Annotated in this window: 15 protein-coding genes; 4 read left to right on the plus strand and 11 right to left on the minus strand. The window is 74.1% G+C overall.

Annotation, left to right across the window (positions count from 1 at the left end; all coding sequences use genetic code 11):
- The 5 genes from ACIOHG_RS30285 to ACIOHG_RS30305 form a co-directional block, all read right to left on the minus strand.
- A partial coding sequence (locus ACIOHG_RS30285) for a peptidoglycan DD-metalloendopeptidase family protein (RefSeq protein ID WP_400955318.1) occupies positions 1-763 on the minus strand: 763 nt, incomplete at its 3' end.
- Positions 764-774: 11 nt separating this feature from the next.
- The gene (locus ACIOHG_RS30290) at positions 775-1,764 is read right to left on the minus strand and encodes an alpha/beta hydrolase (protein ID WP_400955319.1); all 990 of its coding nucleotides are present in this window, start codon (positions 1,762-1,764) and stop codon (positions 775-777) included.
- A gap of 354 nt (positions 1,765-2,118) precedes the next feature.
- On the minus strand, positions 2,119-2,883 hold the full coding sequence (locus ACIOHG_RS30295; RefSeq protein ID WP_400955321.1) for an SDR family oxidoreductase: 765 nt from the start codon (positions 2,881-2,883) through the stop codon (positions 2,119-2,121).
- Between the two features lie 109 nt (positions 2,884-2,992).
- The gene (locus ACIOHG_RS30300; protein ID WP_400955323.1) at positions 2,993-4,273 is read right to left on the minus strand and encodes a cytochrome P450; all 1,281 of its coding nucleotides are present in this window, start codon (positions 4,271-4,273) and stop codon (positions 2,993-2,995) included.
- 329 nt (positions 4,274-4,602) lie between these two features.
- Positions 4,603-5,040 carry a DUF3224 domain-containing protein gene (locus tag ACIOHG_RS30305; protein WP_400955324.1) on the minus strand — a complete coding sequence of 146 codons (438 nt, stop codon included), beginning with the start codon at positions 5,038-5,040 and terminating at the stop codon, positions 4,603-4,605.
- A gap of 105 nt (positions 5,041-5,145) precedes the next feature.
- Here ACIOHG_RS30305 and ACIOHG_RS30310 point away from each other — a divergent pair, with 105 nt between their 5' ends.
- The 4 genes from ACIOHG_RS30310 (at position 5,146) to ACIOHG_RS30325 (ending at position 8,994) form a co-directional block, all read left to right on the plus strand.
- Positions 5,146-6,120: a helix-turn-helix transcriptional regulator gene (locus ACIOHG_RS30310; RefSeq protein WP_400955325.1), complete on the plus strand. Its 975-nt coding sequence runs from the start codon at positions 5,146-5,148 to the stop codon at positions 6,118-6,120.
- 627 nt (positions 6,121-6,747) lie between these two features.
- Positions 6,748-7,386 (plus strand): hypothetical protein, encoded by a 639-nt coding sequence (locus ACIOHG_RS30315; RefSeq protein ID WP_400955327.1) that lies wholly within the window; start codon positions 6,748-6,750, stop codon positions 7,384-7,386.
- A gap of 158 nt (positions 7,387-7,544) precedes the next feature.
- A complete protein-coding gene (locus tag ACIOHG_RS30320) occupies positions 7,545-8,366 on the plus strand; it encodes a DsbA family protein (protein WP_400955329.1) in 822 nt (273 codons plus the stop codon).
- A 4-nt stretch (positions 8,367-8,370) separates the two neighbouring features.
- Positions 8,371-8,994, plus strand: a complete 624-nt coding sequence (locus ACIOHG_RS30325) for a vitamin K epoxide reductase family protein (protein WP_400955330.1) — start codon at positions 8,371-8,373, stop codon at positions 8,992-8,994.
- A 62-nt stretch (positions 8,995-9,056) separates the two neighbouring features.
- Here the strand turns inward: ACIOHG_RS30325 and ACIOHG_RS30330 are convergent, their stop codons facing one another.
- From ACIOHG_RS30330 to ACIOHG_RS30355, 6 genes are all read right to left on the minus strand, one after another.
- Positions 9,057-9,485: a hypothetical protein gene (locus ACIOHG_RS30330; RefSeq protein WP_400955331.1), complete on the minus strand. Its 429-nt coding sequence runs from the start codon at positions 9,483-9,485 to the stop codon at positions 9,057-9,059.
- Between the two features lie 34 nt (positions 9,486-9,519).
- Complete coding sequence (locus ACIOHG_RS30335; RefSeq protein ID WP_400955333.1) at positions 9,520-10,368, minus strand: alpha/beta fold hydrolase; 849 nt, start codon at positions 10,366-10,368, stop codon at positions 9,520-9,522.
- A gap of 135 nt (positions 10,369-10,503) precedes the next feature.
- Positions 10,504-11,058, minus strand: a complete 555-nt coding sequence (locus ACIOHG_RS30340) for a GNAT family N-acetyltransferase (protein WP_400955334.1) — start codon at positions 11,056-11,058, stop codon at positions 10,504-10,506.
- A 48-nt stretch (positions 11,059-11,106) separates the two neighbouring features.
- Positions 11,107-11,424, minus strand: coding sequence for a hypothetical protein (locus tag ACIOHG_RS30345; protein WP_400955336.1), 318 nt, complete (start codon positions 11,422-11,424; stop codon positions 11,107-11,109).
- A gap of 5 nt (positions 11,425-11,429) precedes the next feature.
- Positions 11,430-12,302: a nucleotidyltransferase domain-containing protein gene (locus tag ACIOHG_RS30350; protein WP_400955338.1), complete on the minus strand. Its 873-nt coding sequence runs from the start codon at positions 12,300-12,302 to the stop codon at positions 11,430-11,432.
- A 142-nt stretch (positions 12,303-12,444) separates the two neighbouring features.
- The gene (locus ACIOHG_RS30355) at positions 12,445-13,929 is read right to left on the minus strand and encodes an endo-1,4-beta-xylanase (protein ID WP_400955339.1); all 1,485 of its coding nucleotides are present in this window, start codon (positions 13,927-13,929) and stop codon (positions 12,445-12,447) included.
- Positions 13,930-13,946 lie beyond the last annotated feature (17 nt).

Below are 13,946 nucleotides of genomic sequence, written 5' to 3' on the forward strand. Positions count from 1 at the left end.
GGAGCTGGTAACGGTGCTGGAAGGTATTGCCGTTGAGCGCGAACACCTCCAACCTGCCGTCCGCGTTCGGCGCGATCGCCAACTCCGCCCCACCCGGACCGCCCAACGATTCCCAGTCCGACCACGCCCCACTGGCCGCGATCTGCCAGGCGTGCGAAACACCGTTCGCTCCGGCCGCGAACACCTCCAACCGGCCGTCCGCCGACCGCGCCGACACCACCCGACCCGACTGCGCCGGATACACCAACGGCGCCGGACGGGGGCCGGACCCCGGCGTGCAGGGCACGGAGACGCCGCGCTCCGCGAGGTACGGCACCGGGTCGGTGCGCACGGTCGCGTTCGCGTCCGCCCAGACCCGCAGGTGCAGGTGCGGGCCGCTGGAGGTGCCCTCGCTGCCCATCAGCGCGATCCGCTGACCTGCCGTCACGTGGTCGCCGGCGGCCACGTCCCGTTCGTACATGTGCCCGTACTCGGTGATCGACCCGTCCGGGTGCAGGATGCGGATCCACTGGCCGTAGCCCTGTGCCGGGCCGGAGGCCACCACTTCGCCGTCGCCGACCGCGTAGATCGGGGTCCCGTAGTCGTTGGCGATGTCGATGCCGTTGTGCTCGTCGGTGTAGCCCTGGGAGATGAACCCGGCGGTCGGGCAGGACGCCGTGAACCCGGCCGCGGCGGCGGGGGCGGCCGGCCCGGTGAGCGGCAGCAGCACGGCGGCCGCGGCCAGTGCCAGGTACGGGGCGCGGCGGGTGAGGGAGGAGAACACCGCGGCCGCCCTCACGCCTTGCGCAGACGGTCGATGATGCCGTCGAGGTCGAGCTGCATCAGGTCGGGCCGGATCCAGTGGCCGCCGGGCACCTCGTGCGAGTCGTGCGGGATGCCCGCCTGGTCGAGCAGGAAACGGAACTCGCGCTGCCCGGCCAGCACCTGCGGCTCGTTGACGCTGCTGAACCAGTCCACCGGGTCGGGGCTGGTGCCCGCCACCAGGAAGACCCGCTTGTTGCGGTAGCTCTCGATCCGCTGCACCGGGTTGTCGGCGCTCACCCGCGCCTCGTCCCAGAACGGCGCGCCGTAGATCGTGCCGCCGTTCAGGTCGAGGGCGGCGGACGAGGCGTTCGCCCAGTGCGCGACCAGGCCGCCGTCGCGGCGCAGGCTGGCCGGGCCCGAGTGGGCGCTGACCGAGGCGAAGTGCCCGTAGTACTTCGCGGCGTACTTCAGCGCGCCGAAGCCGCCCATCGAGAACCCGGCCACGGCGCGGCCGTCGTACTCGGCGAAGGTGCGGAAGTTGGCCTCGACCCACGGCAACAGCTGGTTGATGTGGAACTCCTCCCAGTTCCGCGGGCCCACGTTGGAGCTGACCGGGTTGGAGTACCAGCCGGCGTGGCCGCCGTCCGGCATCACCACGATGATCGGCTTGCCGACGGTCCAGTCGCGGATGCCCATCCGGTCGAAGGTGATGAAGTCCTGGTCGGTGCCGCCGCCGTGGAACAGGTACAGCACCGGGTAGGTGCGGCCGCTCCAGTGGTAGTCGTCCGGCAGCAGCACGTTCACGGCGGGGTTCCAGCCGATCGCCGGGGTCCGGAAGCGGTAGTACCACATCCGCGGATCGCCCTCGTTGCGCTCCACGATGCTCAGGCCGAAGCCGTCGTCGGCCGCCGCTGCGGGCCCGGCCGACGCCAACGATCCCGCGGTGCCCAGCGCCAGCGCGGCACCGAGCCCGCCGGCGGACTTGAGCAGGCTCCTACGGGTGGGGTGGTTCGCGGTCAATGCGACCTCCTGGAAGCGCACGGCGGCGGCCCGTTCGAACCGCCGGAATTCGAGCGCTTGGGACATTAACCACGCACCACCCGACCGGGAACCCGGAACCATCCGGACTGACAGGAGCGCCCGGCGCCGCTATCGACGCGAGGCCGGGCCGGGCCCGGGCCCTCCCGCCGGCCCGCCCTCGGTGACGGCGCCTGGGCGTTGTTCCTGCTCCTGTTGGGCGTGCGCTCGGCGCTGCCGGGGCCGCTGGACCGGCAGCACGTCGGCTGCCTGGTCTCGGCAGTTCTGCCTGCCCGACCTGCCGTCCGGCGCGATCCGCGCCGGCCATGCCCCGGATGCGCCGACCGAGAGCTGCGGTTACTTCAACCCGCCGCTGCTCTGCAGGAGTTGACCGTTGATCCACTGCCCTTCCGGGGAGCAGAGGAAGGCGATCAGGCGGGCGGCGTCCTGCGGGGTGCCGAGGCGGGCCAGCGGGGTCTGCTCGATCATCGCGGTGCGCAGTGCCTCGTCCATCCAGCCGGTGTCGGTGGGACCGGGGTCGACGGCGTTGGCGGTGACGCCCAGGTGGGCGAGTTCGCGGGCGGCGGCCCGGGTGATCCGGTCCAGGGCACCCTTGCTGGCGCCGTAGGGGAGGTTGCCGGCGGTGTGGTCGCTGGTCAGGGCGACGATCCTACCGGTGCCGAACTCGCCGGTGAAGCGCAGGCCGAACTCGCGGATCAGCAGCCAACCGGCCCGGGCGTTCACCGCGAAGTGCCGGTCGAAGCTCTCCACCGTGGTGTCGAACAGGCCGGAGTCGACGGACTCGGCGTGGTTCAGCACCAGCGCGGTGACGGGGCCGAGTCCGGCGGTGACCTGGTCGAACAGCCGGGCGGGCGTGTCGGGGTCGGCGAGATCCGCGGGCACGGCGAGCTGCCGGGCGCCGTGTGCCCGGATCGCCGCGCCGATCGCCTCGCTCGCGCCGTCCTCGGCGCCCCAGCTCATCCGGCTGTCGTAGGGCGTCCAGTAGGTGTGGGCGACGTCCCACCCGGTGGCGGCGAGCCGTTCGGCGATGGCGGCGCCGATGCCGATCGTCCGGCCGACGCCGGTGACCAGGGCGACGGGGCGGGGTGCGGTGGCGTTCATCCGACCGATCCTGACAGTTCGTCAGCGCACCTGACAAACGGTTTCCGGCTACCTTCGGCCATTCGTCAGGGCGCCCGACGAACCCGCCGGCCGCCGACGTTCCCCGCCGCTACGACTCCTCGGCGTGCAGCACGGCCCGGAGCGGCCCGTCGGGGTGGACCGTGATCGCGTACCCGGTGTCGGTCGGGGCGTCCCGGATCTCGACCCGGTAGGCGGGGAGCAGTTCCTCCAGCAGCAGCGCCATCTCGCGGACGGCGAACTGGGCGCCGAGACAGGCGCGCGGGCCGAGGCCGAAGGGGTAGTAGGCGCCCTGGACCGGCCGCCGCCCGGCGTCGGTGAACCGCTGCGGGCGGAACTCCTCGGGGTCGGGCCAGAGTTCAGGGTCCCGGTGGGTCAGGTAGGGGCAGAGCAGCAGGGTGGTGCCGGCCTCGACGGGGTACCCGGCGAGGGTGCCGCTCTCGGCGGCGTGCCGGGGCATCAGCCAGGCGACGGGGTACAGCCGCAGCGTCTCGTCGATCAGCGCCCGGATCGCGGCGGCCCGTTCGGCGGACCCGGCCGGACCGGCGGCCAGCGCCCAGGCGCGCTGCTCGGGGTGGGCGTCGAGCAGCAGGAACAGCCAGCCGAGGGTGGTCGCGGTGGTCTCGTACCCGGCGACGACCAGGGTCATCAGCTCGTCGCGGACCAACCGCTCGGTGTAGTACGGGAGTTCGGCCGCGGCCCGGAGCAGCACCTGGAGCAGGACGGGCTCCTCGGCCCGCCCGGCGAGCGCGATGGCGTGCGCGGCGGCCAGGTCGGCGTGCTCGTTGGCCTCGGCGAAGTCGACGGCGGCCTCGCCGGTGGCGGGTGCGAAGGCGGGGATCCGGGCGAGGCTGTCCCCGGCGGAGATCAGCCGCTCGTGGGTGGCGGGGTCGAGCGGGTGGGCGGTGAGCGAGCGCCAGATCACCTCCAGCGAGAAGTACCGCAGGTCGGCGTCGATCTCGCGGACCTCGCCGCGCTGCGCCGCCGCCCGCCAGCGCGCGGCGGCCCCGGCCACGGCGGCCCGGATCTGCGGTTCGTAGGTGCGGATGCCGCGCCCGGTGAACTGCGGCTGCAATAGCCTGCGTTGACGCCGCCATGGCTCGCCGGAGGCGCACAGCAGACCGTCGCCGAGCAGCACCTTCGCGCGGTGGCCGTGCTTGACGTAGGCGTCGGGGTGCTTGGCCAGCACCTGCTGCACCTCCTCGGCGCCGGTGACCAGCACGATCTGCCGCTCCCCCAGCCGGAACCCGGCGACCGGCCCCAACTGCCGTGCCTCCGTGAGCAGATCGACCAGCCTGCCGCCGCCGGACCGCCAGGCGGCGAGCCGTTCGGCTCCGAGTTCGGGAAGGGGACGAAGGGCTGCCGTGGCCAAGACGCTCTCCTGCGGATGCTCGACTGCGACCGTACGAACACCCCCACCCTAACGGAGCGTACCGACCCGACCCCACGCCGTATCCTCCCGCAGAGCCCCCGGACGCGGAGCGCCGACCACACCGAGCGACCCACACGGCCAACAGCCCGTCAGGCCCGGGTGGCGGGGTCCGCTCGAGGCCGGTGGCCGGGGCAGCGAGCAGGGTCTCGGCGCGGGCGGCGGGCAGTCGGGGGTCGGCGGCGCGGCGGGCCGCCGCCCTCGCACCACCGCCCTCGTACCGCCGCACCGCGCCGCAGCAGCCGCACCGCAGCAGCCGGAGCGGTCCCGCCTCAGTCCTGCCCGTACGCGTACCGGAAGGCGTAGGGAAAGGAGGGCTCGCCGGGGCGGCAGGTGTACTCGCCGGTGCCGCGCAGGCCGGCGAGGGCGCCGGTGGCGGTGCCGGGCACCACGGTGAAGGTGCAGTGGATGGTGCCGTCGGGGTGGAAGGTGCCGTGCTGTTCGAGCACGAAGGAGCCTTCCCGGCCGTCGACACTGCCGGTGACGAGTTCCAGGCCGGTGAAGGCGCCGGTGTCGCCGGTGGCGTAGGCGAGGGTGTACTCGCAGGTGGTGCGGGCGGCCTCGATGCCGCCGGTGAAGGTGTTGGCGACGGAGGCGCGGGCGAGTCGCGGACCGGCCTCGACCGCCGCCACCGCGTCCTCCTTCCAGTCCGCGAACGAGATGCTGCCGCCGATGGCGACAGTGGTCGGGTCAGTGGCAGTGCCGGGCATGGTGCAGGGGTCCTTCCGCTCGGTGCCCGCCCCGGTGGGCGCGCTCCGAGCAGCTTCGCGGGCATACCTGACATCTGCTGTCAGGTATGCGGGAGGATTTCCGGCATGCGCGCCGACCGTCTCCTCGCCCTGCTCCTGCTGCTGCAGAACCGCGGCCGGACCACCGCCGCCGTGCTGGCGGCCGAACTGGAGGTCTCGGTGCGGACGGTGCACCGGGACGTCGAGGCCCTGGGCGCGGCGGGCGTGCCAGTGGTGGCGGACCGCGGGCCGGCCGGCGGCTACCGGCTGGTGGACGGGTACCGCACTCGGCTGACCGGTCTGACCGCAGCCGAGGCCGGCGCCCTGTTCTTCGCCGGACTCCCGGGCCCGGCGAAGGAGTTGGGGCTGGGCGCGCTGCTGGCCACCGCCGAGTCGAAGGTCCGGGCCGCGCTGCCGCCCGGCCTGGGCGAGAGCGCGCTGCGGCTGCAGGAGCGCTTCCACCTCGACCCGGCGGCCTGGTTCCGCGAGGCCGATCCGGTGCCGCTGCTCACCGTGGTGGCCCGGGCGGTGTGGGAGCAGCAGGTGCTGGACGTCCACTACCGGCGCTGGCAGGGCGAGGTCCGGCGCGAGGTGTGCCCATTGGGCCTGGTCCTGAAGGGCGGCCTCTGGTACGCGGTCGGGTCGACCGTCGGGGGGCCGGTCCGCAGCTACCGGGTGTCGCGGCTGCGGTCCGCCGAACCGACGGGCGCGCACTTCGACCGCCCGCCGGACTTCGACCTGGCGGCTCACTGGACCGCCTCCGAACGGGAGTTGTCGGATCGGATGCGGTCCGGCACGGCAGAGCTGCGGGTCTCCCCACGAGTACTGCGACTGCTGCCCGCACTGTTCGGCGCCGTCGGCTCCCGGGCCGTCGCAGCAGCCGGGCCACCGGACGCCGAGGGCTGGGTGCGCGTGCTGCTGCCCGTCGAGTCCGAGACCGTCGCGGTCGCGGACCTGCTCCGCCTGGGCGCGGACGCCGAGGTGCTCGGCCCCGCACCACTGCGCCGCGCCGTCGCCGCCGAGGCCGCCGCCCTCCACCGCCGCTACGCGCAGGACGAGTGAGCACTCCGGTCGACCGGCACTCGGCCACGACGGACCGACACCGTACGGACCGCCGGTCGTCCGCTCGACGACGGCAGCGGGAGCGGCCGGTGGCGCGACACCGGCCGCTCCCGCACCGGCCTCCCCGACCGTCGGCAGCGGCCGGCCACCTCCACCCACCTCCCGGCCGCACGGGTCGCCGACGCCGCCCCGGCCCTCAGCACCGCAACTTCGATCGGCACCGCAGCGCGCAGCGGGCCCGCCCCCGACCCTCCGATCACGCGGGTACCCGGTCGGCAGCGTGACGCCCGGGCCGCAGGACGTGGACGGCCGACGTGGACGGCCGAGGTACCCAGCCCGCGGGGCCTGCCGAGATCCACGGCACCGGCCCGGCCGGCACGGACGGGAGCCGGAGTGCCGGCCGTCCCTGTGGTCCGGGCCACGTCCGGCACGTGACGGTCACCACCCGGCCGGGCGGCCCGACGACCGCCCCGGGTGGCCGCCCGCGTGCCGCCGGGCCCTGCGCCGTCAGGGCCGGACCGGGGTCAACACCCCCTTTACGCTGGGCTTATGTGTGAGCCGGGCGTGCGCGGGAGGTCCCGTCCGGCCCTCGTCTGCGGGACCTTCAGCGTGGCATACTCCGATTCCATGACCGGCATTCACGCGACCAAGGCCCTGCGGGGCGCGGTGTTCACCGCGCTCGCCGTGCCGCTGGCCGCGTTCGGCCAGGTGGCGATCACCGGCCGGGCCCTGCCGCTCACCCTGGTCACCGCGGCCTGCGTCGCGGTGTTCCTGCTCGCGGTGCTGCTGGACGGCGCGCGCCGCCGCTTCCTGCTGCTGTCCTCCGTCCTGGTGCCGGTCGAGCTGCTGCTGAACACCGCGTTCAACCTGGGCCAGGACGCCTGTGCCCGGCCGGTGCGCGGCGTCGACCTGCTGGTCTGCGGCGGCGACTCGTTCAGCGGGTCCGACCTGTTCGCGCAGTGGACGCACAACTCGGCGGCCCTGCTGCAACTGCTCGTCCTGGGCGTGCACTTGGCGCTGGCGCTGGCCGCCGCGGCCTGGCTGCGCCTCGCGGACGCCGCCGTCAGCGGCGTCGCCGAGGCCCTGCGCACCCTGGCCCGCGCACTGCCCGGCCCGTGGCGCACCCTGCTGCTGGCCGTCCGGGCGGCCTGCCCGGCCGCGCTGCTGCCCGCCGCAGGTGCCGAACCGGCGCCGCGCCGCCCGCAGGACGCCGCCCACCGCCCTGCCCCCCGTCGCGGTCCTCCGCAGCCGGCCTTCGCCCGCTGACGGACCGTCACCGCACGCGTTCCGTCCGGGCGCCCCGCCAGGCTCGCCCACCCCTTGCAACCGCACCCCGGCCTCGCCGCACCCGCACCCTTGCCACTCAAGGGTCGTCTGCATGCGTACGACTTCGCCGCCGGGTGCAGAGGAGACGACGGATCACCATGACCAGCACCCCGAAGAACAGCAAGAACACCGCGAACACCGCCGCCGGCCCGACCGCCCGTGAGCGCCTGAAGCAGGCCCAGCAGGCCGAGGCCCGGGCGAACCGGCGCCGCCGCCGGATCACCGTCGGCGTGTCGATCGCCGCCGCCGTCGCCGTGGTGGCGGGCGGCACCGCGATCGCCGTGTCCGGCGCGAAGAAGAGCTCCGACGACGGCAGCGGCTCGTCCGTTGCCGTCCCCGCCAACACCGGCGGCCCGGACAACACCGTCATCACGTACGGCCGGGCCGACGCCCCGCACACCCTCGCCGTGTACGAGGACTTCCGCTGCCCGATCTGCGAGGCCGTCGAGACCTCCGCGGGGGCGACCATCCAGCAGCTCGCCGACCAGGGCGAGTACAAGATCGAGTACCACCTGGCGACCTTCCTCGACAACAACCTGGGCGGGAAGGGCTCGAAGACGGCGCTGGCCGCCGCGGGGGCCGCGCTCGACCAGGGCGTCGACAAGTTCAAGCAGTTCCACGACGTGCTGTACGCCAACCAGCCCTCCGAGCGCGAGGACGGCTTCGGCGACGTCAACCACCTGCTGGACCTGGCCGAGAAGGTGCCGGGCCTGAAGACCGAGGCGTTCACCAAGGCCGTCACCGAGGGCACCTACAAGGGCTGGGCGGCCAAGGTCTCCCGCGCCTTCGACAAGAGCGGCGTCTCGGGCACCCCGACGATGAAGCTCGACGGGAAGACCGTTCCGGTGATCGGGCAGGACGGCAAGCCGGTCACCGGCGAGCAGTTCACCGCCCTGGTCAAGCAGAGCATCGGCGGGTGACCCGATGACCACCGCCCCCACCACCACTGCGGACGGCCGGTCACCGATCGGCGCCGGGCGCGGCTGCTCCTGGCTGCTGCTGATCACCGGACTGCTCGGCCTGGCCGCCTCGGCCGTGCTGACACTCGACAAGATCAAGCTGCTCAAGGACCCCTCGTACAGCCCCAGTTGCAACATCAACCCGATCATCAGCTGCGGGTCGGTGATGCGCACCGCGCAGGCCGAGGCCTTCGGGTTCCCGAACCCGCTGATCGGCCTGGCCGCGTTCGCCGCCCTCGCCGCGATCGGCGCGGGCCTGCTCGCGGGCGCCTCCTACCGCCGCTGGTTCTGGCTCTCCCTCCAGGCCGGCACCCTGCTCGGTCTGGGCTTCGTCGCCTGGCTGATCGACCAGGCCCTGTACGAGATCGGCGCGCTCTGCCCGTACTGCATGGTGGTCTGGGCGGTGGTCCTCACCGCCTTCTGGTCCACCACCGTCCACAACCTCCGCACCGGAGCCCTCCCCGCCCCCGCCCGCCTCCGCCGCCTCGCCGCCCTCCCCCACCAATGGCTCGTCCCGACCGCCGCCTACCTGGTCATCGCCCTCCTCATCCTCAACCGCTTCTGGTACTACTGGTCCACCCTCCTCTGACCGCTGTACCCCGGCCGGGCCCGCACCGCTCCACGGCGGTCCGGGCACCGGCCGGGCTGGTGTCAGGTCGGCTCTTCCCCGGTCTCGTGCTCGGTCTCGGTCTCGTCCTCGGGTGGTAGGTCCAGCATCGCTTCGAGGTGGGCGGGATCGACCGGCGGGACGGTCCAGTTGTTGGCGCGGGCGTGTTCGACGAAGGCCGGGGTGACGGCCACGTGGTGGTTCGCCACGTAGTGGGCCAGGTCGGAGAACCAGAGCCACTGTCCGTCCGTGAACAGGTACGGGCCTTGGACGAAGGCGCCGGGCCCGCCCAGGACGTCGGGGGCGAGCGAGGGTGTGGCGTACAGGAGATGGCCGGACCGCAGGTACCGGAGCAGGTCCTCCTCGTGGTCCGGTGCGACCGGGCGTACCGCCTCCCGGATCGACGGTGCGTCGGGGCGGCCGTACTCCAACTCCCGGAAAGCGCCCGCCAGGGGGAATCTGTCGAAGATCACCCGGCCGATCCTAGGGCTCCTGGTGGGCGGTCGTTCAGGGGGTGAGCATCGCGGTGGCGACCTGTTCGGCGGCTTCGGGTGGGAGGGCGGTGGCGGTGTTCGGGAGGACGAGGAGGCGGGCGTTCGGGATCTCGCGGGCCAGGGCCTCGGCGTTGCCGACGGGGAAGAAGCGGTCGCGGGCGCCGTGCACGACGAGGGTGGGGACGGCGATCCCGGGGAGGCGTTCGCGCCAGCGCGGGGTGCAGTCGAGGCGGGCGAAAACCGTGCCGAGGTGGTTGGCCGCCCGGACCGGGGGTGCGGCGCCCGGGGTGCGGTCCCAGATCCGGCCGGCGAGGGTGCGGGCGGCGGCCGGGTCGTCGCCGAGGATCTCCGCGCCGACGGCGGCGGACTCCGTGACCGAGGCCCGGTCGGACCAGTCCGGCAGTTGGCGGCCGAAGAGCTGCCCCATCACCACCGGGTCGTGGTCGGGCAGGTCCGGGTCGGGCGGCCCCGGCGCGACCGGACGGGTGCCGACCAGGGTGAGCGCGGAGAACGCCCCGGGGTGGTCGAGCACCGCGACCTGGGCGACCATCCCGCCGACGCCGATCCCCGCGAGGTGCGGGGGCCCACCGCCGAGCGCCCCGGCCAGCGCCGCCGCGTCGGCGGCCAGGTCCCGCAGGGTGTAGCCGGGCTCCGTCGGGTCGGCGGTCGTCGACTCCCCGCTGTCCCGCAGGTCGTACCGCACCACCCGCCGCCCGCCGGCGGCCAGCCGCTCGCACAGCTCGTCGGGCCAGGACAGCATCGTCGTCCCGCCCACCAGCAGCACCAACGGCGCGCCCTGCGGCCCGAACGACTCGACGCCCAGGGCGACCCCGTTGACCTCGACGGCTTCGGTCGTGCTCATCGGACCACCCCTTCACGGTCGAGGACCGGCCGGTGCTCCGCCGCTCCTGCTTCGAGATTTCGTCTCATACCGGTACGGACGGGTCAGGGGGCCCGAACTCATCGCTCCGGCGCCGGGCGGTTCCGGCACCCGCCGCTACCCCCGGGCGGGAGCGCCGGCGCGGGTGCTCCGGTAAACCACCGCCGCCTGCGCGGGGCCGGGCGGGACGCTCGGGTCGAGGAAGTCCATCGCCGGGTCGTGGACCATGCCCAGCCGGGACGCGACCGCCCGCGAGGGGGTGTTGGCGGCGGCGATCACCGCCAGGATCTCGGCCAGCCCCAACTCCTCGAAGCCGTACCGGAGGACGGCCTCGCCCGCCTCGGTGGCGTAGCCGTGGCCCCAGGCGTCGCGGTGCAGCCGCCAGCCCGCCTCGACGCCGCCGAACGGCATCTCCTCGTCGACCGGGTCGAGCCCGGCGAAGCCCAGGAGCCGCCCGTCGGAACGGAGTTCGACTGCCCACCAGCCCCAGCCGCGTTCCGCCAGCTCGTCCCGGAAGGCCGCCAGCGAGCCGGCCGCCTGTTCCCGGTCCAGCACCCCGCCGAGGTGGCGGCGCACCTCCGGGTCCGCGTTCAGCTCGGCCCAGCGGTCCAGGTCGGCGTCCCGCCACTGGCGCAACAGCAGGCGGGGAGTGGAGAGTTCGTGCTCGCCCATGCGGGTGCGGCTCCGTTCCGAGAGGGTTGTAGTGGCAGCGACAGACTGTCAGTCGCCGACGAACAGGAGCCAACTGCCCGCCGTGGCGGCGCAGTCGGCGAGCATCAGGTCGAGGTCCCGGACGGCGTCCCGCTCGGTCGGGGTGGTGGCGAGCGCCGCCAGGGCGGGCACTTCGGCGCGGGCCGCGTCCGCGTCCTGCTCGTTGAAGGCGGTGTCCCGGCAGAGGTCGATCCGCCCCAGCCTCCCCTGGCCGCAAGGGAGTTTCGACAGGACGGCGGCCAGTCCGGCGCCGTGCCCGTAGGAGCCGCGCAGCGGCCGGGAGCGGCGGGTCGGCCGCTCGGCGTACAGCAGGATCTCGACACCCATCGCGGCTACTCCGCCTCCGGCCGACAGGCGGCCAGTACGTCGGCGGACAGGGCGTCCGCCGCGTCCAGGACGGCCGCGAGCTGCGCCGGGCCGGTTCCGGCGGGGGCGAACAGGGCCTGGGCCCGCCGCTCGAACTCAACCGGGGCGCAAGGGAGTCGAGAGGATGCGGCGATCGCGCCCTTCTCGTTGATCAGCCACTGCCCGGCCCGGGCGTGCAGCGCGTGCGCCAGCAGCCCGACGGCGTGGAACAGGCAGCCCGCCACGTACCCGGCGTCGCCGCGCTTCGCGCCCTTGTGGGCGGCCGCCAGCAGGAACGGCACCTCCCAGGCGGCGTCCGCCGTCACCGTCCGCGCCAACGCGGCCGGGAAGACGGCGAGTTCGTCCTTCAACGTGCTCAACTCACCGGTGGGGTCGGCGAGTACGCGGCCGACCGCGAGCTCCCCGAGGTAGGCGTAGGACGGCACGCCGTACGGGTGGCCCGCCTGCCGGCCGGTCTCGTAGCGCCCCGCGCGGGCCTCGGCGGCGTACCGGCGGACGCGCTCGACGTCCCGGTACAGCCAGTCGACCCGGGCCCCGCCGAGGTCGAGCCAGGCGCCGCCGTCCACCCACGGGCCCCAGCCGCCGGGTTCGGTGACCTCGACGGGACGGCCGCAGAGTTCGGCGGCGAGCCGCCGCAGCGCGTCGGTGTCGAGCCGCCCGGGGCGGTAGTACAGGCCGAGGTCGTAGTCGGAGCCGGCCGCGTGGGCGCCCCGGGCCCGGCTCCCGCCGAGGCAGACCCCGACGACGCCGGCCACCTCCGCCAGCCGCCCCGCGATCCGCTCCAGCTCGCCTTCCCCCAGCTCACCGGGGTCGGCACCATGCCCGCTCGTCTCGTTCATCGCCGCCACACTGCCCCGCCGGCGCCCGACCCGCAAGGCATTTTCGCCCGGCCGGGGTGGCGCGGCAGAGGCTCCGCTCAGGCTCTGCCGCGCCGGCCGGGTGCCGCCCGCACGGCACCCGGGGTGTGGGGGTGGGGCGGGGTCAGCCGGTGGTGCAGGCAACTCCGTTGAGGGCGAAGCCGGTTGCGGGGGCCGCGTTGCCGGTGTGGGTGGCCTGGAAGCCGAAGCCGGTGGAGCCGCCGGCCGGAACGCTCGCGTTGTAGGCCAGGTTGGTCGCGCCGACGGTGCCGCTCGCCGGGCTGACGGTGGCGTTCCAGGCGTTGTTGACGGTCTGCCCGGCGGGGAGCGTGAAGGTCAGCTGCCAGCCGTTCACCGCCGTCGCGCCGGTGTTGGTGACGGTCACGTTCTCGGTCAGCCCGGTGTTCCAGGCGTTGACCTGGGTGCTCACCCGGCACGCCGCACCACCGGAGGTCGGCGAGGACGACGGGGACGGGGAGGACGACGGGGACGGCGAGGGCGAGGAGGAGCCGGACGGCGACGGCGACGGGGAGGGGGACGAGGAGGAGTTGCCGCCGAGGGCGGTCACCACCGCGTTGTACGCGGCCTTCGGCTGGTAGGTGTCGTCGTACATGGTGGCCGCGCCGTAGCCGGAGAAGGCGCCCGGGATCCACGAGTCGGGGTCGCCGACGCCCCACTGCGAGACGCCGACGCAACCGGACACCGCCAGGCAGGAGTTGACCACGTTGGCGTAGTCGGTGGCCTGCTGGGCGAGGTTCGCGGCGCTGGCCGGCACCGGCATCCGGTCGTCCAGTTCGGTGATGGCGACGTTCACGCCGAGCGCGGTGAAGCGCTGGATGTTGGCCTTCATGCTGCTGGGCACCTGGCCGACGATGAAGTGGCTCTCGAAGCCGACGCCGTCGATCGGCACGCCCTGCGACTTGAGCGAGGAGACCAGCTGGTACATGCCGTCGCTCTTCGCGCCGAGGCCCTCGATGTTGTAGTCGTTCAGGTAGAGCTTGGCGGACGGGTCGGCGGCCCGGGCGGTGCGCAGCGCGTCGGCGATGTAGCCGGAGCCCATCGCGTTGGAGAAGACGTCGGTGCGCAGCGTGCCGTCCTCGTTGAAGGGCTCGTTGACGACGTCCCAGGAGTAGAGCTGGCCCTTGTAGTGGGTGGCCTCGGTGGTGATGTGGTTCTCCATCGCGGCCTTGACCTGCGCGGCGGGCAGGTTGCTGACCCAGGACGGGAGTTGGCTGTGCCAGACCAGGGTGTGGCCGCGCACCCGCATGCTGTGGGCCTTGGCGAAGGAGACGATCCGGTCGCCGGGGCCGAAGTTGAAGTTCCCGGCGGAGGACTCGGTGGTGTCCCACTTCATCTCGTTGCCGGGGGTGACCACGTCGAACTGGGTGCCCGCGAGGGCGGTGACGGTGGAGTTGTTGAGGTCGGACTGGGTCAGCGCGGTGCCGAAGTAGCTGCCCTTGGCCTCGGCGAGGTCGCGCAGGACGGGGCCGGCGGCTCCGGCGGGGCCGCTGCCGACGGTGGCGGCGGCGAGCAGTCCGCCGGCGGCGGCGAGGGCGAGCGCCGCGAGGGCCCGCGCCCTGCGGTGTGCTGCGCGCAACTGTGCGGCCATGGTGGGTCCTTCCGGGG

It is taken from the genome of Kitasatospora sp. NPDC088134 (assembly GCF_044741705.1).
GTDB lineage: Bacteria > Actinomycetota > Actinomycetes > Streptomycetales > Streptomycetaceae > Kitasatospora.

Coding starts and splice junctions, on each gene's coding strand:
- ACIOHG_RS30295 (WP_400955321.1), bottom strand. CDS start 2,883: ATGAACGCCACCGCACCCCGCCCCGTCGCCCTGGTCACCGGCGTCGGC.
- ACIOHG_RS30305 (WP_400955324.1), bottom strand. CDS start 5,040: ATGCCCGGCACTGCCACTGACCCGACCACTGTCGCCATCGGCGGCAGC.
- ACIOHG_RS30310 (WP_400955325.1), top strand. CDS start 5,146: ATGCGCGCCGACCGTCTCCTCGCCCTGCTCCTGCTGCTGCAGAACCGC.
- ACIOHG_RS30315 (WP_400955327.1), top strand. CDS start 6,748: ATGACCGGCATTCACGCGACCAAGGCCCTGCGGGGCGCGGTGTTCACC.
- ACIOHG_RS30320 (WP_400955329.1), top strand. CDS start 7,545: ATGACCAGCACCCCGAAGAACAGCAAGAACACCGCGAACACCGCCGCC.
- ACIOHG_RS30325 (WP_400955330.1), top strand. CDS start 8,371: ATGACCACCGCCCCCACCACCACTGCGGACGGCCGGTCACCGATCGGC.
- ACIOHG_RS30335 (WP_400955333.1), bottom strand. CDS start 10,368: ATGAGCACGACCGAAGCCGTCGAGGTCAACGGGGTCGCCCTGGGCGTC.
- ACIOHG_RS30340 (WP_400955334.1), bottom strand. CDS start 11,058: ATGGGCGAGCACGAACTCTCCACTCCCCGCCTGCTGTTGCGCCAGTGG.
- ACIOHG_RS30345 (WP_400955336.1), bottom strand. CDS start 11,424: ATGGGTGTCGAGATCCTGCTGTACGCCGAGCGGCCGACCCGCCGCTCC.
- ACIOHG_RS30350 (WP_400955338.1), bottom strand. CDS start 12,302: ATGAACGAGACGAGCGGGCATGGTGCCGACCCCGGTGAGCTGGGGGAA.
- ACIOHG_RS30355 (WP_400955339.1), bottom strand. CDS start 13,929: ATGGCCGCACAGTTGCGCGCAGCACACCGCAGGGCGCGGGCCCTCGCG.